The organism is Candidatus Lernaella stagnicola, assembly GCA_030765525.1.
GTDB lineage: Bacteria > Lernaellota > Lernaellaia > Lernaellales > Lernaellaceae > Lernaella > Lernaella stagnicola.
Genome location: JAVCCK010000023.1, coordinates 147,262 through 169,650 on the forward strand (window position 1 = coordinate 147,262; position 22,389 = coordinate 169,650).

Below are 22,389 nucleotides of genomic sequence, written 5' to 3' on the forward strand. Positions count from 1 at the left end.
CTTCTTATTGCAGTTCCTTCAGGCCCTCGCGCATGCGGCGAATCACGTTCTTTTCAAAACGAGCCTCGTCACTGGGATCGTCGAACAGTTCGCCGGTGCGATCGCGCAACCTGCTGTGAGCCGCTTTGATCATTTCGGCGACGTCGTCGCTTTCTTTGTCTTCCCTCTCCACGACAAAGTCATTGATCATGTCCATCGAGTCTTGCCCGACGTCGGTATTCAACCAGCGGCTCACGTCAAGCAGCCCCGAACCGATGGGCGAGACCTTTTCCTCACCGCGAACCGTCACCCGCACGCACCATTGCTTCTTCTTCGGATCGAAACGTACAAAGCCGAACAACATCGGTTTCGTCAGCGCGTCGGCGGTGTCGATTTCGTCCTTGTCGCGATCCACCCGCGCCTGCCGTTCCGATTCTTCTTGTTGCTTGGCCACGGTTTCCAGGCGTCTCGTTTCATCGACCGGGTCGATGTAGGGCAGCGGATCCTTCTCCCACTGGGTGTCGATGTACAGCGGATAGCCGCGGCCGATACCCTTGCGCTCGGCTGCGAAGAAATCGTCCTCGTATTCCTCGCCGACGCGCCGGAACAAATGCAACGGCATGTTGCTCACCGATCGCAGGAAGATCACATGGTACGGGTCCACGCCCTTATAGAAACTGAGGCCCGGGTACGCCTCGCGCATCACGCCGCGGAAACTGCCGGCATCTTGTCCCTTACCCTCATCCTCCGGCGCCGTGGAATCAGACATCTGGAAATCGCCGCCCGATTTGCCGAAATACATCGGGTGCAAGAGGGCGACGGTTTCTTCGTGCGGATGCACGTTTTCCATCAGGTCGGTTTGCTCCAAATCCGAAACGCCGGCCAGCAAACCGGATTTATTCAAAGCAAAGCGCACCTTGTCGATGATGTGACCGCGGGCGAAAGCCTCACCCGAGCCCAATTGTTGGCCGGCATCTCCAGCCACGTACTTCGCTTCCAATTCCAGTGCTTTGCCGATCGTCAAGCCGAGTTGCTCGGGCTTCGCCTCCGAAATGTTGTCCAGTCGCGGCATGATCTGGCTGCCGAACTTGCCTTTTCCCAGTTCGATGAGCGCCTCGACAATAGTTTCAATGGAGTCGTCCGCCGTCGGTTTGACCACGATGCCGCCGGGCGCGGTTCGAGGAGCGAGCGCCTGCTGGACGGCCTCGGAAATCTCGCTTAAGTCAAAATAGTGATCTCCCTTGCGCAACTGGCCCTTTTCCGGTTTCTCGTTGACAAACTGGTCGCGATATAGCTCCCGCCAATAGCGCTTCGCCCGCACGCCGGTAGCGCGCAGGACCTCGACTTGCAGGTGGAACTCCCGACCCTCTTTTGCCGGGTCGTAGCTGCGGCCGGTCAAGAGCATCTGGCTCTGCATACGGCGCAACTGTTGGATTTTCTGCTCGGCTTTTTCCACCAGGGGCCGATACGCCCGGCACTTCTCGATGGCGACCTGCAACATGGCTTCCCAAATCGCCAACAACATCGCGGTCTTCAGCAGTCGCTCGGAGCTGTTGACCAGCAACGTATATTGGTTGTAGGCGTCCTGGCAGAGTTCCTGCAAACGGTCTTCCTGTTTGTTATAGAACCTTTTCCAAAACGCTTCGTCCTTAACTTCGTCATTGAATCGCTTATGCGGATCTTGATCGAAGTACTGTGCCTGTAGATCTTTGTCATCCAGCCAATGGAATTTTTTTCGTAGTTCCTTCTCGGCCTCGCGGTGAGTGTTGATCGGATTGTTGCTCGATTCCAACATCTGGCGCAGCCGCACGTAGAAGTACCACTCGGTCATCGGCGAAATTTTCTTTTCGTCGAACACGCGCTGGAAAAAATCGCCCGCTTCAATGTTGTTGATAATCGCCAACTGCGCGGTTTGCACCCGCGCCCAGGCCGCTTTCATGTTGATGCTGAAAGCATTGAGGATCTGGGTGTAGCGCGCTGGGTTTTGCAGCGTGCTGGGATCCATCGCCCCGAATTCGAGGCCGTTGATGACGTTGGTCACGCGTTCTTCAACTTCCTCGATCACGCGCTCCAGCAACCCTTTCCCGACATCATGTTCTTCGGCGAGTTCCGGCTCCGGACCATCGACGCTCTCCACGATGTTGAGGAAAACGCCCTTGGCGACGGCCTCGTTCGGATTGGCGGACCGTGTTTTCTTTAACTGGGCGATCTTCTGCGTCGCCATCATCTGGACATACTGCAGAAAATCCGTGTTGATCATGCGCTCGCGCTCGTTAGGATCGGCGTCAAGGAAATTCTGCGAGGAATAATCCAGACCCGCCGTAAGTCCTTTACCCTTGGTCGTTCCGTCATCCTCGGAGCGGTGGAAAGTCAAGGATTCGCGCAGGGCCCGTTCGGCGAAGCATAGCGCGCAGAATTCCAGAATTTCGCCAACCGGTACGCGCAGCACGGCCGCGCCGATCGTACCGAAATTTGGCGCGTATTGCAGGCCGGAACCCTTTTTCCAACCGGCCGGGGCGGCCTGGCTTTTCGTAAGGTTGTCCATGGCCGATCTTCGCTTGTCCTCGGCGGGCGAGAAGATGCGCAAAAACACCGCGTCGGTGCACGCCTCAAGCACTTCATCGACATGGATGTTGTGCGGCAGGCCGACCAAGAACATTTCGATCAGCGGACTGAGTGCCATCTGCAAATCGTTCTTGTTTTGGTCTTGCCGGAAGACGAACTGGAAGTCTTTCGCGTGGGACACGCCCTCATATTGCAGCTTGAACACGTAATCCCATTCCTGCAGGAAGGTGTACATGTTCGTGTTGATATCTCTGCGAATGCGGGGATCCACGTTGTCGTAAAACAGGTCCGGCAGGTACACGTAGGCTCGCTGGGCCGGCGCCCAATTGCGGGCGCGGATATGATAGTTCATCAGCGCGGCCACGTTAATCAGCCCGCCGCTACCTGTGCCGCCGGCGCCGCTGCAGAAGTAATACACTTCGATCGAGCCGGGCGTTTGGGTCCCGCCCTGCGGCACCCAGCGCATGGGATTGTCGTGGTCGAGCAAAACCTTCAACACGCCTTGGTTGATGGCTTCGGAAAGCGTCCGCTCATACCGGAGGCTGCACAGGCGGGATTCAATACGGATTTGCCCGGCCCCGTCATGGTCGCCGGGTCGAAATTTGTACGAGTCCGGTGCCCAGTCTGTGAAGTGCCAATCACTGAAGCTGCGACGCTGGCTCATGTATTCGCGACGGTCGAAGCCCGAAATGTTATGCGTGACGACGTTCAAGCCCATGCGACGAATATCCACGCTCAACCCACTTAGATCGAGCGAGTCCGTATCAATCGCCATAAACGCATGCAGGTTGCGAACGTCATCATTCAAATTGGGAATGGCGTTGAACTTCTGGGCTAATCGCAATACGGTTTTACACCCGGAACCGCCGATACCCACGAAAATCGTGGGCATCCAACTGCCCGGCGCCCTCGTCATGCTGATCAGGCCGTCCCGTCCGTCGGGCTCGATTATCTTTGCCACGGTTCTTTCCCTCCTGTACCTCTCGTCTTAAGATTCGGCATATCAACGGTGAAAACACTTTTATCCGACAAGACGAAATAGCAGTCGCCATCGGAATAGATGCGATCCTTATCGATCCGTACATCGCCCGGTGGGCACGGTTCCAACCAGCCCTCGTCACCGATGGCGATACGCTTGACGCGCCGCATAAGCGTCACGTTCCCGGCCGGCCTTGCGATCACCCCGCGGTATCGCGGATACAAAACATAGCGCGCCTGCTTCTTGTTGCGGAAGCAGTGCGCGATGAAGGCGCGTTCGTGCTTATACCAACCCTTGCGTTCCACCAACTGAGCGATGGCGTTGGCGTATTTGCCCATACTCTTCATTTCCGCCGCGGATACACAGTGAAAATACAAACGCCGATCGAATTTGTTGGGCCATATCCAACCGAAAACGATAAACAGCACGACCAGTAACAGCAATCCGGTCAGGATGTATTTATCGTAGCATAGCCACAGGTTTTTCCAATGGAAATCCGTGCTGTAGAAGAGCGGCGCAACCGTCACCTGCTTCGGCGCCACAACCGGCGCAAAAGACAGCTTGGCGCCGTCGCCGGGCACGTTGCATCCGAAAATACAGCGCGGACTGCGCATGCACACCACCAGGTCGCGGTGGTTGTCGCTGAAGGTAAAACGGTGCGCGAAGCGACCTTCGCCGACCGGCTTTTTGTCAGTCGCGCCGTAATCCAACCACAGGCTCGTACCGTCGCCCAACCGGCCGTCCACCGACAACTCCACCTCGTAGGGCATCGTCACCGGCACGCCGTCCAAACGAATGGGCGTGCACACTTCCTGGTACGCCCGCATTTTCCCGAAACACACCCTACCCACGGCAAAGGGCGTGATTTCACCGATGGTGAGATCGGTGGTCGCCATGGCCATCGACGGCGAACTGGTTTGCACCGTCGCGGGGTATTTCCCCGGTTTGGCGAAACGATGATAGTAGGTGTACACGCCGTCGCCGGCTTTTTCGCCGCCGTTGGCATCGTCGGCGAGCACGTATTTCTGGCCGTCGACGGTGATGGTAACCGGTTCTAGATCTTTCAAACGCGCCGGGGAGGACACGGGCCGGCCCGAAGGCGTGCGGATCTCGGCCGCCAAGCGGAAATCGACGTCGACAAAGCCCTCGCGATCCCCGACGTATACGGGGAAGAGCTTGATAGGGCCGATGGTAACATCGCAACTGGTGTGCAGGTTCATTTTGGCGTGCTTGAGCTCGCACACCGCCGTGTAGATGCCCATTTTGGGGAATGTGCCGGTGCCGGTGAAAACACCGTCTTTGGCTTTTCCGCCGTTTTTGCCGTCGTCGCGCAACTGGGCGGTCATTTTGCCGAACTTCATCTCGACGAAGGCCGCCTTGAACCCCGGCGGTAGCGGCGCCAGCTTGCCGTCGTTGTTTTCCAACCGCACGGCCAGATGCACCGGGTCGCCCGTCGCGCCGCCGATGTTCGCCTCGCACCTCAGGTGCATGCCGTAGCGCCGCACAATGAAATAATCGACGTTGTCCGGTCCGACGGCCTCAAACGTCCATTTGCCCGCGTTGGGACGAATCAAGTGCACGATGCGGTAATGCCAATACGTCTTGCTGCCGTCGGTAATTTCCCCCGCGGCAAAATGCTTGTTGGCGGCCTTGTTGCCTGGACTGCCATTAGGATCGGTCACGCGAACATCGCGGATATCATCTTTCGAAACCAGCGCCACGAACGCTTCGTCGTCGAAATCGGTGAAGCCTTTGGCGAAGGCGCCGCGCGAGCTGCCCGACGTCGCCTCGGAGGCGCCCAAACACCGCTGATAGGTGTTGGCCAGAACCTTCGTCAGTTCGTTGACCTGCTGCACGGCGTGGAAATCGTTGCGTCCGCCGAAGGAAGCCAATTGTTGCAGGTATGTAAAATTTACGTTACCGATACCAATTGTGATGATTTCCGAAACGCCGAGCTTTTGTCGCAATTCGTTTTGATAATGGGGTACGTCAAACGAGTTTTGGCCGTCGGCGATGAACACCAACACGCGGCGTTGACTGGCACGTTTGCGATAAAGCGCCACGGCCTTGTCAAGCGCCGGCGCGTAATACGTGCCTTGATCGTAAGCGGCCAGTCGTCGAATGATATTGTTTTGGGAGCCCGAAGCGACGTGACCACTGCCACCTAAAAACGATACGACATCAACAATGTCGTCTTTCTGCATGAGGTCGCGGAGAATCATCGTTCCCAGCACCGCTTGCCGGTTACTATCATTGCCCCTCATGCTGCTGGAGTTGTCGACGATGATGATGTAGTGCGTTTGGCTCTTGCCGTTCGCCGCGTCGGCAAACTTACCCGCGCCCGCCGCCATCACGGCGAACAACGCCGCCAACAGGACAAGCCAAAATGCTCGCGCCCGCCCGTTAATCATCGTAGTCGAGCCTCCAGGCCAAACCGTTCTCGAAGCGGTACCACACAGCGATCTTCGGCCGGAAATGGTGTTTTCTCCCCGGGCGAAGCGAGTGTTGCGTATGGTCGGCCACGAAGGGATTGATCTCCAGCAACGTGACTTCGTGCAGCGCGTGAATTTCAAACAGCGCATGCTCGTCTTTCGAGGGATCCAGCGGTACGAGGAGCACGTCGCAACCGCGGCGCGAGCCCGACGGTCGCGTGGTGTGCGAAAGCCCGAGGCGTTGCTTACCGGTCAGCAAGCGTCGCACGCTGGTGTAACTGCGAACCAGCTCTTTGCCGTCGGGCATTAGTCGGCCTTCATCGTTGGGCTTGCCCCGCTCGTTCCACTCGATCACCAAATCTCGCGGGAAGCGCGGCTGCGAGCGAATGCGATAGAAAAAGTAGATGATGGCCAAAAAGATCAGTGGCCATTTGATGATCTTCCGCCAGCGGTCCCATGCCGAAGGCACATCGAATTGATAGTCGAGAAGCAGGCGATTACCGGCGTAGGGAAATTTCCGGTGCGGTTCCGACGAAGGCACCAACTCCAAGGCGGTATCGACTAGGGGGTCGACTTTCTTAACGTACATGCTCGACTGAATGCAAACCTCGATATCTTGCGGCTTGGTCAGGTCGAACTCGGGCGCGGTCTTGACCCAAGGGTCGCCATCGAGCATCACCAGCGGGAGGTTGCCGTGTCCCTTGAGCACCACGGCCACGTGCTCTCTCAAGAACCGCGACTGCGAAGTCTTGAGATTCGCCGTGTCTTCCAGGCCGCGCCAGACCAACCGGAACTTGCGGTCGACATCCGAATCACTCGCCGGAACAAGTTGGGAACTCAGGGTGATCTTGTGGCACACCGGCTGCTGGTAACTGACCATCCCGGCATTAAGGATAGGGCGCGTCGAGCCCGCGCCCGCAACCGCATGCCCCGCGTAATGGCCCTGCAAATCCGGAATGATTTCCACTTCCAGCGGCCGGCATTTCGGCGAGACGACCGACTTGGCCGAGGTCAAGTGGGCAAATACGCTGAACAGCTTGCCGACATCGGTGACGTTCAGGTTGACTTCGCCGAAAAAGCGCTCCTGCCGGGGCGATCCCTGATCCATACAAGCGTCGGGCAACGGGCTGCCGGTTTGGGAATGACAGGCCGACAAATTCTGCGTGCTCGATGTCGCCGCACCGCCGGAGCCATCATCGACCGATACCGTGGCCATGGCGCTGTAACTTTGCGCGGCGTGCGCCGTCATCGGCTTTTCCTGGCCGCCGACCACCGTCGCGGGTTCGAGAAATACGCGCAACTTCTGGTTCCAAGGAATCTGAAGCCGGTTGTTACCGCCCACGGCCAGGGAGTCGACCGGATGCACCGAAACCCGCAAGTTGTAGTGAATGATCACCAACGCGCCCATGTGCGGCTGCTTCAGTTCAAGTTTCCATGTACCCGACGCCGGCGAAATGAACTTGCCGATGTAGTAATTTTCCACACCTTTTTTGTCGGGATGCGCAACCTCGTCGCTGATCGGAGTGAAGTTCGGCGTTTGGCCCTTCGGGGCGGTGAATTTGAAGTGGCGACCGCTTACGAAATCGCGCGAGGAGTACACGATCAGCGTCATTTTTTCCGCTTGGTCGGTTACCTCGATACTGCGCGTCACCCTCCTGGACACCGGCTTCTCGTCGAACACCGTCAACCCGTATTCCTCGCGGATGACGTCGCCCAAACGCGACAGCAACTCGTCTTTACCGCGAACGTAGTCGAATTCACCCTGGCGACCCAGGCGCGCAAACAGCGCCGGGGTTTCACCCTTGATGCAATATCGGGACGAGGACACGGTACAAGGCACGCCCAGGCCCAGGGCGCGCACGGTGATTTTTTTGGCTTGTAACTGCCTCTTCAACGGCCCGAACGCGACGATATCGCTTTGCACGGCGTCGGGGTTGCCGTCGGTTATCAGAAACACAACGCGGTTTTCGCTTTGCTTGGCCGGGCCGCTGAATCCCTGCCAGTTCGCCGCCGTGTTCAGGGGAGGGGCGAAGTACGTGTAATTGGCTTTGTATTCTAAAACTGACTCGACGTTCGTGGCGAAATGCTTCAAGCCCAGCGCGGGATCATATACAACGGGTTTTTCGAAACTGGCGGCTTGCCCGAGAACGAAAGTTTCGTCAAACGGCAGCACGGCCACTTTATTCGAACCCTCGGCCATGAGGTCGGCAAGGATGAGTACGCCGAGTTTCGCCAGAGCGCGGGGGTCCTGGTTTTTCATCGACTTCGAGGTGTCGATAATGATGAAAGTGTTGGACTCGGCCGCGGCTAGGCCGGGCAGCAGGAAAAGGACAAACGCCAACCCGGCCGCCAACCAGAGCGACCGTTTCTTTCGGCTAAGGTTGCGCATGCGTGCTCCGCGCAGTTTGGGGTAGGGTATTTTCGTCACATGGTTGCGCCGACCACATCGTCGGCGGAGCGTTCCATTGCTCACCGAGCGCTTCTAAGAGTTTCGATCCGCAAAAAAAGAGCGCCACAACCAGCAGAATCATCATGAACAAACGAATCAGGCAGCCGGGCTGCCAGATCAACGCTTGCTTCTTCGCCTTTTTTGTCTTCGAAGGGTTCCCGGCCATCATCCCCGCGACCTTCTTGCAGTTTGAGACGATTTATAGTCAATTGTTGAAGCGTTGAATTTCTACCACAAAACGCTCGTTATTGTAACAGCTATTTTTAGCGCAATCGCCTCCCGGAAACTTCCGGGGCAAGTGTGGAGTCTAATGGAATGATAAGTGAATCTGTGATTCGCATCGGTGTTATCATCGTGTTTTCGGTGTTTGGTTTTCGGTTGATCATTACGGGCGGCCTTTTCAGCCGCCAAGCCGGTTTGGGCGTGCTGATGTTGGCCGCGGCTTTTTTCGTGTTCGGTTACTATTACGTGCAGGGGTTCCTGCAAGGGGTGATAACGCCCCTCATCACGCTGGCCGTGGTGGTATTTGGCATCAGCATCATCGTTCGCGGCTTATTTAAATAACGAGGCAAAGTCATGCCAATGTGCAGAATCTGTGGCCATGAGGTCCAAGCCGGTCGGCCGTGTCCGATTTGCGGCTCCCACTCCGCGTCGGGTTCCGATCGCGGCGTCGACCGAGGCGATACCGTCCACGAGCGGCCGGTAAAACGACGGCCGACTCCGACGGCTGAGTCACCCACGCCCGACTTTTCCGTCGAGGAGGAAGATGAGGATACCGGCAAGTGGTCGAACCTGCTGGTGGGCGACGTGGTCGAAACCAAAGGACCGCATAACGCCAGCCCCTCCTTCAATTGGTGGAAATTGGGGACGATTCTGCTGCTGATCATCTTTTTGGGGCCGGTGATCCTGACACTCGCGCTCGTCTTGTTTTCCCTCAAACTCGCCTTGATGATCCTGGGCATCAGCCGCGGCGCCCGCGGCCGCTCCTGGCTCGACGAAATCCTCATTTTCCATGTCATCGGCTCCGCGTTCCGCAAGCCCGAACCGGTGCCGGTGTATTCGCATATCGTCAAGCGCGACAATCCGCCGGGCCTCGTGCTGGCCAAACAGATGGGCGAATTCGTCGACGGCCAAATATGCCAGTCCAACCACGTGCGCCTGCGTGGCCGCTCGCGGCGCGGCACCTTCTGGATCGACTCGGGTAGCTATAACGAAACACTCGACGTGACCCTCAACCTGGAGTCCAATCCCTGGCGCACCGCCTTTTTCGTGACGGTCGTGCTCGCCGCCGGCGTCCTGATTCTGCTGTCCGTCTACCAATCCACGCCGATCATCGGCCCCTAAGCGAGGTAGGGATGACCTGCACCCTGTTGACCGAAATTTTGAACACCGACAGCGTCGATTTGAACAAGATCGCTCAAGGTCTGCTTTTTGCCAAACACGGAACCGAAGCGCTGCCTTTTTCGTTTCCCAAATACGTCGTGCAGACGATCAAGAACACGCCGCACCAGCGGGTTCGCGGTCGCACCGATTGGCCGAAGGCCGAGCCGCCGTATTTGCCCGAGTCGGTGTTGGCTTCCTTCCACGCCATCGGGTCGCGGCTCGTTTTCGTCCTGCGGTCCGACGGCAACATCGTGCACGTTTCGTTGGGCACCGATGCCGAACGCGAACGCTTGCTGCACGATCTGGTCACCGCCGAAATCGGCGCGCCCGAACGGAAAACCGAGCGCGACGATTTGCCGTGGGACGAGTTCCGCCACATCCGTCTGCTCTTCGGCGTGCCGCGGTGGCAAAAGGACGACAGCCCGCCGATCGCCGACGTCCTACTCGATTCCTTGCGGTCGCTGCCCTTTACCTACGTTTTTTTGGCGGTGCCGGTGCCGCCGGAAACACTGGCCAAAGCCGCGCGGCAATTGCAGCGCACGGCGCAGACGATCGATCAAAATTTTCTGAAAATCGGCGAAAAAGCCGACGCCGACCGCCGCGCCCGGCAGGCCCTCGATTTGGTCGATGCGCACCGCGTTCGTGTTGAGCGGGGCTTGCAGGCGGGTATGTGGCGCGTCGTGCCCTTGGTGATGGCCGCTACCGAAACCGCCGCCGACCTGGCCGCTTCAGTCCTGGCGGGGTGTCTGCGACACGAACCGGAAAAGCCGGAGGATGACCCGCTGCCGATTCGTTCGTGCCTCGTCGCGCCCGCCGGCTCGGCAACCACCGCCGAACACCTCGACACGTGGTTGTTTTCCGACGAAGCGGCGCGCTTGTGCCCCCTGCCCCTGCGCGATCGACCCGGTTTCTGCGTGTCCCGCGCCGCCACCTTCGACGTCGACCCCATCGAGAACGAGGGGGAGACGATTGAGATCGCTTCGATCATGGACGGCGAACGCATAACACCCAATCGTCTCGAATTGCCCATCGATCAATTCGCGCGTCACTGCGTGGTCGTGGGGAACACCGGTTCGGGTAAGACGAACACCATCCAGTTCATCCTCGTGCACCTGGCGCGGCGCAACATTCCGTTTTTGGTTATCGAGCCGGCCAAAAGCGAATACCGTGGCTTGGCAGCGCATATTCCGGGGCTGACGCGCTTCCGGTTGGGTGCCGTGCCGGATGAGGAGGGTGAGCTACCGCTCTTTTTCAATCCTTTCTTTTTCCCGGAAGGTTTTCCGCTGCACACGCACATTGACTATTTGAAGAACACCTTCATCGCCAGCTTCGGCCTATTCCCGCCCGCCCCGTACCTGCTGGAAACGGCGCTCTATCGGGTGTACGAGGAGCGAGGCTGGGATATCGTCACCGGCCGGCATCTGCGCGGGCGCGACCGCCTCGCCTTCCCAACGATGACCGACCTGTTGGAGCAAATCGATCCCGTCGTGGAAGCCGCGCAGTACCACGATGAGATCACGCGCAACCTTAAGGGAGCGTTGAAAACCCGCATCGGCAATTTGTGCGTCGGACCCAAGGGCTTGTGCCTCAACTCCGGCGAAAACGTGCCCTGCGAAGTGCTCTTCGACTCGCCCACGCTGATCGAAATCAAGGACATGGGCTCCGACGAGGAAAAAGCGCTGCTGATGGGCCTGATCCTCACGCGGTTGTACGAGTATCGCGTCGCCGCCCAAGCCGGGCCCCAAAGTCACCTGCGCCACTTGTTGGTCGTCGAGGAGGCGCACCGTCTGCTGCGTCGGGTGCAGTCGCGGTCTTCCGAAGAAGGCGACATGCAGGGCAAAGCGATTGAGACTTTCGTCAACATCGTGGCCGAAGTTCGCGCGTACGGTCAGGGGGTATTAGTTGGCGAGCAGTTGCCGAGCAAGCTGGCCGCCGACGTGGTGAAGAACGCCTGCACGAAAATCGTGCATCGCCTCGGACCCAAGGAAGACCGCGATTTCGTCGGCGACATGATGGTGCTGCTGCATCCGCAAAAGCAGGCGCTGGCCAATTTGCGCGTCGGCCAAGCGGTCATTCACGGCGAGCCCATGGACGGCGCGATGCGCGTGATGATCGACTGCTTCCCCCCCAGCGGCACGCCGGCGACCCGGAAACAGAAACCGGATGCGGTCGGCCCCGATTTGCTGCAGCGGTACAAAACGACGCTCTTCGAGCACCGGTTCGAGGCATTGTGGAGCGACGCAACATTCCAGGCCGACGTCAACCTCTTCTTCTTCCAGTTGATTTGCGGCGAGGACCCCGACGGCGCACTGAACCTGCTGAAACAAAAAGCGGGCGATCTGCTGGTCGATCATGACCGTCACGACGACGGCCGGTTCTTGGGAGCGGTCATCCGCCAGGCGCTGCGACGCCGCGCCCTGCACTATGGCTGGTCGGAAAAAGAGTTCGACGCAATGTGCGAAGCGGCCCGGAAATTCCACGGTTTTCCGGAACGATTGCGCGAGCGGTTGGTCACAAAAAAAAGAGCGTTTCCGTTCTGCCGCCTTTGCCCGCAGCGATGCGCGTACGGGTACGAAGTCGGCTGGTTGACGCGGGATCCGATGTTCCGCACGGCGTTCTCGATGTTGTTTGACGCCCCCAACCGGGACATGTCTTTCGAGGAAGAGGCGATGGCTTTCGTCGGCGACTGGTTCCAAACGGAGTTGGAAACGCTCCTTTTGCCGCCCCCGGCCCTGGCCGCCTGCGTCATCGCTCACGGCTGCCGCGCGGCGAAAGTGACTCCAGGCCGAATCAACCGGACGTTCGCCGAACTCGTAAGCGATTAGGAGGCTGTGGTGAGTGATCAGAAATCAGATGTCAAAGACCTGTTTGAATCCGAAGCCAAGGATTTGCCGACCAAGCGCGCCATGGACCGAACGGACCGGAAAGCCGACGCCGACTTCGCCAATCGGGAATATCAAAAAATCACCGAGATGGGGCCGGATCAGCGTTCGATGGACCAAAAAATGCGGGACGATCAGCAACGCCTCGAGCGCCTCGAAAAAAGCGTCAAGCACATGCCGGGCGTCGACGCGCAAGAAGCGCTGCGCCGAGAAAAAGAGATGATCAGCATAAATCCGCGCGGCGAGGCGCGCCGCCTCATGGCCGACGGCCCGCTGGACACGTCTACGAAATACGACTTCCAAGCCGCGGAATTACAGAAACAACAACGCCGCCTCGACCGGTAGCCCCCGTATCGCCGGCTACGATTTTTCGATAATCGGGCTGTCTTCTATGATGGCATAAAGAATGAGCGTCACCAGCAATACGCCGGCCACGTGCGCGACGAAACACCCGGCATTGAATTTCTCCACGGCTTGACCAAAGAATGTTTCGACGAATTCACTACACCCATATTCTTTCGTCATCAGGTTCTTGCCGAATTTCGTCACAAATCGCAGCGTCATCCCCAAAAAAGCAACCAAGCCAAATAAGTACGCCATTACCTGGTAAATGCCGTTTCTGGAAGGCTCGGCGAAAGTATCACTGATCCGCGCCTCCCGCTTGATGAGAAATCCAATGACGAATAGCGCGCAAAAAGCGATCGCCCAGTGAGCGATTTCAGGAAGTTGTTCAAACCCGATCGGGTATTCATATTCGCTGTTCTTGAAACCGACGACGAACAGCAATGTCCACGTCACGGCCGCACCGATCACGATTCGCGTGAAAAGGATACTCTGCAAATCCGGCGTGCGGTAATAGTCACGAACCCAAAACGCCAAACAACAAAGTGCGAAAAGACCGCCCAAAACCAGAAAACCGAATTCGAAGCGCAGTCCGCTATTGAGGCTTTTAAGTCCCTGGCAATACGTCCAGTCGGGCACGATCGCGCAACAACCGGTAAGGAATCTCCAGGAGCCCCATAAAAAGAGCACTAAAAGCAAGCCGCACAACGGACTGGACCAATACGACTGCTCGTAGAAACGCCGCAAACTACCGAACTTAAGGCAGGAGCTGTCGGTCGTTTTCCCTTGTTTCGGAATTTTTTTAACCAGCCGCCATGCCTCCGATACGTAAAGCGACTGCACCAGAAAACTGCATAACTCACGAATCATGGGCTTTTGTTGCATCGTGACCGGCCCGTTCGCCCATTCCATGGCGATGGCGGCCAAGCACGGCGCCACGCCCCATTTCGATCCCGGCTCACATTCCGTCAGCGCCCAGGACGTTTGCTCATCCGTATGCCGCACCGGTGGCAACGCCATAGTTTCGCGGGGCACGGCCTTCATCAACTCCTGAAAACGCGAAACCGTTCGCCGCTCCGCGACGCTCGACCGCTGCAAAAGAAAGCTGACAAAAGCCGAACGAATCGTCGAATAGGAACTGTCGCCGAGGATTTTCCCTTTGGTTTGCGCGTTGACTCTCTCGTTGGTTTCCCCGTCAAAATGATTGAACCTCTGCGCCCACGCCCCTTTGGCGAGCATTTCGTAGTGCAGCAGCATCCCGTTGAGCAATGGGACCTTCTGCCATGCATCGACTACGGTTTTCGCCACATCGTATACGTGTTCGGCATTGCCGAGCCGATCGAGGCGTTCGGAATCTTTCAATCCCGACGGACTTTCCGGTTTCCCCCGGCCCGAATTGAACTTGCGTACATCTTTCTTGAAGCGCTCCGCCAACATCTTGGCATCCGCCCAGTTGGGCCCAAATCGAAACAGCGCCGCCATGTGCAACAACACAAGGTACTCTGCGCTATCGACCTCCGAACTTCCTGCGCCCACTTTCTCGCGATGATCCAGCACGAATTTCGTAAGCAAATACTCGTTTTCTTCCAGGGAGTTTTTCTCCAATGAAAACAAAATGTTCCGCGACCGCACGGCTTTTTCGTCGTCGAACCGCCCTGCTGGGCGATTTCCCGACCCGTTCTCGTGGCAACCGACCTCCCGCGTCTCCTCCAATTCAATCATTTCTTCGGAGCAAGTCAAAAGCCAAATACGGCCGCCAACCCATTCGCGATGAAGGGAGGACGCCAGCCGTTCTTTGTCGAAAACCAACACGGTCTCAACACGCTCGCCGGACACGCTGGAGACGGCCTCAAACCGCCAAGCGTGCCAATACTTGTGGTGAAGCGCCTGCGTTACCACTTAATCATCGCCTCCATCAGCATCGGGCAAGGATAGACACGTTTACCGTCGACGTATTTTTCGAGCGTGTTCACGATGAGTTGAAGGTATGCCTTGCTTTTTGCGGAAATCCTGTTCGAATCCACCAAATCAATGATGACGGAAGACAACCAGTCCAGAATTCTATCGACATCTTCCAAATCGATTTTTTCGGAACGTAGAAATTCGAGTACGGGATCGCCGGTTGCCTTTTTTACTTCGCGCCGCCAATAGTTGCTAGTGACCCGTTTCCAGAATTTTCGCCGGCGGATTCGTTCGTAATGGAAGCTGAATTCCGACGAGTTTCCAAGGTGCGCTGTCAAGCATCGTCGGCAGCACATCGGAACCCCGTCGTCGTCCCGTTTCTCTTTTTTTGAAGTCTGAAAAACCGGGCATTTTTCTCGATCGTAAGGGTCATGGGCGTTATCCTCTTCGCCCTCTTCGACTGCAACAAAAGTTCTTAACAACGCTTTTTCTGCCCATTTAAGCATTTGGCGCGGGTAGTGTTCGAGACGATCGACGATCAATTCAAGCAGCGGAAGATACGTCGGCATACCACTGGAGCTTTCGATGCTCTTTTCCCCGTCATCGTATTGTCTTCTTATATCTTGATAATCGCCCCAGATTGCCCCTTTATGCATTAACCCGGTCTCGTTCGGGACGGTCTTTGTCTTTTCGAATAGATCCGGTCCCACCCGTGATTGAACGTTATCCTGCAGTCCGCCAAAAACCCCGGTCGCTGTACCGAGCTGCAACATTTGCCAACTCGTGCTGCCAATGTATACATACGATAATCCGCGAAAGCCATCGACGAATTCTTTAATGCTTCCAAAGTCGAACAGTTCGAACGCGTCGCGGTCTGCCGTTTCATTGACGAACTGAAAACCGGTAATCCAGATCAATACGTCCAAATCATCTTCAATGACATTAGGCTTCAACGTTTGTTCTTCGGATTCTCTCCAAATGTTGTTTCTGGCGATGTCCGAAATTTTCGAACGCAAGCTTGTTGCATTGTACAATTGCTGCGGCGTAATCATAAAGAAACGCTTTTGCCATTCGATACTTATGGGCTGATTTTCGGCAGCGCCACCGTTTCCCGACCGAGTTTCGGACTGTAGGCAATCCATGAAAAGTTGTTTTAGAATATTTGCACGCGATTCCAGTGTGTCTACATGTCCTCCAGTTGGGCTAGTTTGGTTATCGTCAATAAAAACGATAAATGGTATATCTGATGTCTCACATTCTTCGGCGACGCTGCGAAAATCGGATTCTAGGCGCGCCGCCAAATCTAGGCCTCCATCGGCTGCCGTCTCATAATCTTTCTGCGCCTTATCCATATGTCTTTCCGCTGGTAAGTGGCGCACGATTTGTTGCGTCAACCAATGAGCGACGCTAAGGTGATACAGGCGCCTCTGCTCCGCGATTTCTCTCGACTCCACGGTTGAAAACATAAGCCACGCCCTGATTTTCTCGAAAACCGTGTCATCGGGCGTATATTGAATGACCGGAGTGAACTTCGTTGCGTTTATTCCCGTCTGAGCTGCGCTTCTTTGCATTTCACGTTCCAGAAAACCGCTTTGCGATTCGAAATCCTTCGTCCCGGAATGCAACCAGAAATCGACCGCCGCTCTCTCAAATATTTCGTCGTAAAACGCCTTAAGGACAACGACCGCCCGCGTAACCAGCGCTTCACGTTCGTGCGGCTCGTATCCGTTCATCGTAATCAACACCGACGTTTGTTTCGCTTGGTCGGCCGGCGTTCGTCTAATCGCGGCCAGGTCTCCCGAATAATGGCTCTCAAACAATTTTACGAAGTCCTGTACGGCCGACGGCGAGGTATTGCCGGGCATGTCTGCGGGATTGAATGCAAAAATCCGGTTATGTTCGCCGAGATCCTCCGGCGGGATTTGTGGCAACGACTGGCCGGTCACGCAATCATGGTTTAGGAAAAACACAAAACGACGAATCACTTTGTTCATCGGTTGCCCCCGGTTCTTTGGCACCTACTTCGAAACGATGCCTTGTTGTCGTTGGCCCTGAAGCAGGCGACGATCCTCCCCTCACCCGAAACCTTCGTCACTCACCTTATCGGAGACGCAAATTTCCCGTAGCTTCGTTTTCAACGATGTATATCGAATGGTGCGTCCCCGTCACGGAACATCGTAAATCGTGTATTACAACGAATTACAATTTGCGGGATTATATCGATTCTTTATTCGGGCGTAAAGCGATATTCAGCACCCAGTAACGCTTCGCAATCCACGAATTGCGCCCCGGCGGGGTCTTTTAGCGGCGAGTAGCAGTACTCGTACAGGTCCGCGATTTCGGTGATGCGTACGTAGGCCGCGACCGGATCCCCGTCGGGATCGTATTCGTATCGCTCGGGCATAAACTCGTACTCGCCGTCGGTAATCGTTTCATCCCACAAATCCCAATATTCGAACGCTTCGTAGTGATCGGCGGCAGCGGTGAAGTGCTCGATCACATAACGCGCCTCTTCGTTGGTCAGCGGCAAACCGTACGCTGCGGCGAGAACCAGCGTTTGCGCAATCTCCGGGTTCCATTCGAGGTACATGTCGCAGAAGAAACTCGCCCGGATTTCCTCCACGCGCGCCGCGAGGCCCTCCAAAAGAGACCGCGCGGCTTCGTTGTTCTCGTAGGCGAGCGAAAGCGATACGGCCGAAATGTGAAATCCCCATATCATGTTGGCCGACCAGAAATGGCCGAAATTGGCGATGAGTTCGTAGCCGCGGCTGTGGCCGTCCAGGCAATCGTTGCCCAGCGCGTCGCCGCCGGTGGCCAGGTAGGCGGTGCAAAGTTTCGCGTTGCATTCCGCGCGGGGGAAGATGAACTCGTAGTTGACGAAACTGGCGAAGTCGTCGACGAATCCGTACTCGGTGCGCGGGACGAAAATTTCACCGTCCACACCCTTGGTGCGGATGTGGTAACCGTGCCGGGCCACGTCCCGGGCCATGTTGCTGATTTGCCGGTACAGCTTGATCGCCGCCTGCTTCATTTCCTCGTCGTCGCTTTCGCGAATCAGGCGCGCCAACAAAGGGATGCTCCGGTACAGATAGGGGAAGTCGTCCTTCGAGCGCTTGTTGCGCACCCAGATATCTCCCCAGGTCGGGTTGTCGGGATTGTGAACGGTATCGTGGCGGCGCTCGATCACTTCGTAGCGCACCGAATCGTAATCGACAGCGGCTTGGCGACCCCCATCGAGTTCATAGGTGTGATTGCGATGGAAAATCGCGCGCGCCATGATCGAGTCGACGACCGGGTCCTCGTCGCCCCACACGGTGCCGTCGTACGTCGCCGAAAGGCCCCGCATGTAGCCAAGCGCCACTTCTCGCGCGGCGGTGTCGCCGTTGGATAAATAGAGACTGACCGCCAACGACAACACGCGCCCGACTTTCGCCGTCGAATTATCTGACGGGCCGTGCCATGTGAAAGTGACCGTGTCGCCGGATTTGATGGCGTAGGCGTTCGTCCACCAAATCATATACGGCGGTTCACCCCACGGATTGCCTTCGGCCAGACCAATGGAATGCCGAGCTGCCCACCGGAAAAAATCGACCCCGTCGTAAAAATCCTTCATCCGCTGCGTGAACGCGGTGATTTCCCCCGACGTGGGCGCAATGCCAGCTTGCTCGCGTTCGATCGTAAACGGCAGGGAGGACGGCGGATCGACGATATCGTCCGGAACGGTATCGTCGTCGTTGTTATCGTTATCATTGTTGTCGTTGTTGTCGTCATCATTGTTGTTATCGTCATCATCGTTGTTGTCATCGTCGTCGTTGTCATCGTCGTTATCATCGTCGTCGTCGTCACTTGCGTTATCATCGGAACCACAAGCAAACATCGTCGCCAACAAAATAAGCAGCAGAAAAAAGAGTGAAAAACGCAACCGTGATGGAGGGAAGGACATCCGAGAATCTCCTTTGACGGTAGGGAAATCGTCGCCATTCGCGTGGGAACCTTGCCGTTCTCGGGCGGTGGTACGCGGCCATATTAACGGAAAGGCGCACGGGTTCCCATAGGCAAAATTCGCAAAAAAACCGCTCCCTCAATCCCGCATCAGCGGAACTGGGGAGCGGTTACTATCAAATAATTCGTCGGAAAGAGTATTCCGGCTTAGTAGCGACCGCGTCCGCCGCCGCCGCCGCCGCCGCCGCCGCCGCCGCCGCCACCGAAGCGCGAGCCGCCGCGGTCACGCCGCTCACTGGCGGTGTCCACGCGAATGGTGCGGCCATCGAGCTCGGTACCGTTCAAAGCCATGGCGGCTTTAGCAGCAGCTTCGTCAGCAAACGTGACGAAACCGAAGCCGCGGCTGCGGCCGGTGTCCCGGTCGGTGATGACCGTAGCTTCGACGACTTCGCCGTACTCCGCAAAAGCGCTTTTCAGGCCTTCGCTGTCCGTGGCCCAAGCGAGCCCTCCCACGAAAAGTTTGTTCGACATTGATCCGTTCCTTCTTGTTTTTGGGAGGTCAATTTCGTTGACACAGTAATGTCTCTCGGTGGTTACGGAGTCAGGCTATACTGAGTGAAACGCTACAAGAAGTGATTGACGCGCGTATTGCCAAGACGGTCCCGAACAACGACAAGGGATTACCCGTGTGCTCAAAGCTCCCAGTTAAAAGACCTTTACTGGACGCCCGAAAATAGGTTTACACCCACGCCTTTTCTGGAAACGTCTCAGCTCCAGCAAAATATATGGCATGCCGCGAACTATAAGTCAATGAACAAAAACAAAAAAAACGAGGCGGTTTTTCTTTTTTCCAAGTGCAAGATTAACGGCCTCTCGTCTCCTTTGCGGCCTCTACTTGCGCACTTCAATGCCAATTCGTTCCGTGGCCAGACGAATCTTGTCCATATTTTCCAGTAAAAGAGTCGCCAGGGCCGAGCGCATTTGGTCCGAAGGCAGGTCGTCGCTCAGCGCCATGATGTCGCGCTCCAGATCCATCAACGCCTTGGCTAACACCTTGAAATTGCTATCCCATTCGTCCAGACGGCCTTCGCTTTGCATGCGGTTATACTTTTCCTCGACGACGTTTTTCTGCTGCTCGACCTTCTCCAACGCCCACATCTTCAACAAACCGCTGGACGGCTTTTTGGCGCTCGACCGCTCCCGTATTTGACTGCGCAGATTATCCACCGCCTCGCCCACGGCCGCCCAACGACGCCGATCCTTCGCCGCGTGAGCCGCCAAGCCCGCCCGGGCATATTGCTCCAACACGGCCCCGTACCGCTCGGCCCGCTGCAGACTCGCCTCCGCCTTGGCCCTCGCGTCCTCCGACCCCTCGCTGCCGGCCAGCGTCTCCTCGGCGCGGCGATGCAAGAACGCGATCCTGTCGCGACAATCCGCCACGGTGTCGAGAAACTCCTGCTTCGTCGGCTTGAGCTCGTTTTCCGGCGGACGCAACTCAAGTTCCAGCCGGCGGATCACGGCCCACACTTCCTGCCGTTCCAACGGCTGCTGCTCCAGCAAGTGCTCGGCGATGGCCAGCAGTTGCGCGATTCGGTCTCTTTTCTCCGCATCGATCTCCGTCTGCTCAGCGACCTTCTCCTGCAATTCGGCAACCCGCCGGCGCAGCGCCGCCAACTCCTCTTGCAGTTGCGCCACGGCGGGCACGCCCGTGATGTCGAACTTGACGAACACTTCGGCCGTCTTGATCGATTTCCCCGCCGGTGAAACGATCTCCGCGGTCCCGATCACGCGGAATTTTTCATCGACGCTGACCGTCAAGTGAACCTTCGAGCCGCGGCCGCCTTCCGTCGGAATGTCTTCCACGCCGATCGCGCCGACGGGAAAGCCTTCCTGAAAAATGCGGATCGTCAAATTGCGGTGGCTCGTGTCGCGCGTCAGCGAGACGTTGCAGCGCGCCGGCAACGTGACGCCTTCGGCCGCCAGCGGCACCATGCCGTCCAGGGTTTCGAGAAACAGCGGCTTGGGCAGCACCGAGGTCACGTCGGTCGCGTCGGTGGAATCGGGCGCGTGGACCACGTCGAATTCGTGCTCGATCAGCGCCCCGCCGCCCTCGTCGAGGACCGCGACCGCGAAATGGTTTTTCTGTTCCGGCAGCAGTTCCACGTCGGCGAATGTAAATTCACCCTCGACGCTCAGCGCGACTTCCATCGCCCCGCCGCCCGGCAGTTGCAGCGTCGCCCGCCACCCTGCCGGATCCGGCGTCCCGTCCTTGGCCGAAACGCGCCCGCCGATATCCACTTCGCGGATGATCGAACGCGACGGCACATCCAAGTCGAGTTGAAAGCTCTCCCGATCCACGCGCGCGGGCAGAATCGCCGCCGCATGAATCGCCGCCCCGGCGCTGACACACAGATCCGGGAAAAACAGTTTCGGCGAAACCGCGGGAAAAGCCGCCTGCAACGCCTCTTGCACCCACGGCCCGTACGACGAACCGCCGACCAGAAGAACTTCATCCAGCCGCTCGGAGTCGACGTCGCCCTTTTCCAACGTGCGCCGGCAGCACTCCACCGTTCGTTCGATGTGCGGCGCGATCAGCTCGACGAACTCGGCGCGCGTGATGCGTTCGAGCACCTGGACCCGCCGCCCGGCAGTGTCCACCAGCAGGTTCGGGCTGCGGACGTCGATGGGGGTTTGGTCGTCGGGCGCTTCCGCAAGGCGAATCTTCACTTGCTCCATCAAACGCAATAGCTGCGACAATCGCCCGCGGTCCGCGGCGTTGTCTTCGTCGAACAGCACCTCGCGTTCCTGCCGTTGCAGTCGTTGCCGCAGCCAATGAACCAGTTCGCGGTCGAAATTGTAGCCGCCGAGAAGATGGTCGCCGTCGAAGGCCTTCATCGAAATCACGCCGCCTTCGCGCCGCAGGTAAGTGACGTCGAAGGTGCCGCCGCCCAGGTCGTAGGTGAGCACGTGCAGGGGGTCGCGTTTATCGAAGCGGCAATAGGCGAGCGCGGCCGCGACCGGCTCCATGACCATCTGGTCGGGCAGGGACATATCGAAGCCCGCTTCGATGGCCGCCTGCCGCGTTTCCTCCACCTGAATGCGGTCGAAGTAGGCCGGGTGGGTGATGACGGCTCGCTCCACCGGGCGGCCCAACGCCTGTTCGGCGCACGCTTTGAGATACTTCAAGATTTCGCGTGACGCGTCGCGGGCCGAAATCGACCGATCGTTGAGGGGGATGGCTTCGTCGCTGCCGATGCGGCGCTTGGCGAACATGACCGGAGCGTTCTCGGCGCCGGCTTGCTCGAGTGCGCCGTAACCGACGATGAAGACACCGCGATTCTCCGGGGCTTCCCAGACGACGGAAGGAAAAGTCAGTTCCGCCTCGGGCGTGGGGATCACGGTAACATCGCACTCGGCCAGGTAGAAGCCTTTCGGATAGCCTTCGCTCAACGTGACGCGGCCGTCCACCGACAAAACGCTGAATGTCGTTCCCAAATCAATACCGATGTCCATCTTGTTTACCCTCCGCCCCGC

General features: G+C 57.5%; 13 protein-coding genes. 5 read left to right on the forward strand and 8 right to left on the reverse strand.

Translation table 11 applies throughout. From position 1 onward, the window contains the following. Window positions 1–4 precede the first annotated feature (4 nt). From P9L99_11110 to P9L99_11120, 3 genes are read right to left on the reverse strand one after another with little or no spacing between them, the layout of a single operon-like run. On the reverse strand, window positions 5–3,505 hold the full coding sequence (locus P9L99_11110; protein MDP8223900.1) for a tubulin-like doman-containing protein: 3,501 nt from the start codon (window positions 3,503–3,505) through the stop codon (window positions 5–7). Then, the gene (locus tag P9L99_11115; protein ID MDP8223901.1) at window positions 3,493–5,934 is read right to left on the reverse strand and encodes a VWA domain-containing protein; all 2,442 of its coding nucleotides are present in this window, start codon (window positions 5,932–5,934) and stop codon (window positions 3,493–3,495) included. The genes P9L99_11110 and P9L99_11115 overlap by 13 nt, the downstream gene beginning before the upstream one ends. Further along, on the reverse strand, window positions 5,927–8,344 hold the full coding sequence (locus P9L99_11120; protein ID MDP8223902.1) for a vWA domain-containing protein: 2,418 nt from the start codon (window positions 8,342–8,344) through the stop codon (window positions 5,927–5,929). The genes P9L99_11115 and P9L99_11120 overlap by 8 nt, the downstream gene beginning before the upstream one ends. A gap of 143 nt (window positions 8,345–8,487) precedes the next feature. Here P9L99_11120 and P9L99_11125 point away from each other — a divergent pair, with 143 nt between their 5' ends. From P9L99_11125 to P9L99_11145, 5 genes are all read left to right on the forward strand, one after another. Further along, window positions 8,488–8,628, forward strand: coding sequence for a hypothetical protein (locus tag P9L99_11125; protein ID MDP8223903.1), 141 nt, complete (start codon window positions 8,488–8,490; stop codon window positions 8,626–8,628). Window positions 8,629–8,719: 91 nt separating this feature from the next. After that, entirely contained in the window at window positions 8,720–8,968 is a 249-nt protein-coding gene (locus P9L99_11130; GenBank protein ID MDP8223904.1) for a hypothetical protein, read from the forward strand. 12 nt (window positions 8,969–8,980) lie between these two features. Next, complete coding sequence (locus tag P9L99_11135; GenBank protein MDP8223905.1) at window positions 8,981–9,748, forward strand: hypothetical protein; 768 nt, start codon at window positions 8,981–8,983, stop codon at window positions 9,746–9,748. 11 nt (window positions 9,749–9,759) lie between these two features. After that, on the forward strand, window positions 9,760–12,612 hold the full coding sequence (locus P9L99_11140; GenBank protein ID MDP8223906.1) for a DUF87 domain-containing protein: 2,853 nt from the start codon (window positions 9,760–9,762) through the stop codon (window positions 12,610–12,612). A gap of 9 nt (window positions 12,613–12,621) precedes the next feature. Continuing rightward, window positions 12,622–13,014 (forward strand): hypothetical protein, encoded by a 393-nt coding sequence (locus P9L99_11145; protein ID MDP8223907.1) that lies wholly within the window; start codon window positions 12,622–12,624, stop codon window positions 13,012–13,014. 15 nt (window positions 13,015–13,029) lie between these two features. On the opposite strand, the gene P9L99_11150 is transcribed toward P9L99_11145, so the two are convergent. The 5 genes from P9L99_11150 to P9L99_11170 all read right to left on the reverse strand — a co-directional run bounded on the left by P9L99_11150 (window position 13,030) and on the right by P9L99_11170 (window position 22,368). Then, the gene (locus P9L99_11150; GenBank protein ID MDP8223908.1) at window positions 13,030–14,910 is read right to left on the reverse strand and encodes a hypothetical protein; all 1,881 of its coding nucleotides are present in this window, start codon (window positions 14,908–14,910) and stop codon (window positions 13,030–13,032) included. Then, complete coding sequence (locus P9L99_11155) at window positions 14,904–16,907, reverse strand: hypothetical protein (protein ID MDP8223909.1); 2,004 nt, start codon at window positions 16,905–16,907, stop codon at window positions 14,904–14,906. The genes P9L99_11150 and P9L99_11155 overlap by 7 nt, the downstream gene beginning before the upstream one ends. A 233-nt stretch (window positions 16,908–17,140) precedes the next feature. Next, a complete protein-coding gene (locus tag P9L99_11160; protein ID MDP8223910.1) occupies window positions 17,141–18,856 on the reverse strand; it encodes a hypothetical protein in 1,716 nt (571 codons plus the stop codon). Between the two features lie 206 nt (window positions 18,857–19,062). Continuing rightward, window positions 19,063–19,386 (reverse strand): RNA-binding protein, encoded by a 324-nt coding sequence (locus P9L99_11165; GenBank protein MDP8223911.1) that lies wholly within the window; start codon window positions 19,384–19,386, stop codon window positions 19,063–19,065. A 360-nt stretch (window positions 19,387–19,746) separates the two neighbouring features. Then, window positions 19,747–22,368: an Hsp70 family protein gene (locus P9L99_11170; protein ID MDP8223912.1), complete on the reverse strand. Its 2,622-nt coding sequence runs from the start codon at window positions 22,366–22,368 to the stop codon at window positions 19,747–19,749. Window positions 22,369–22,389 lie beyond the last annotated feature (21 nt).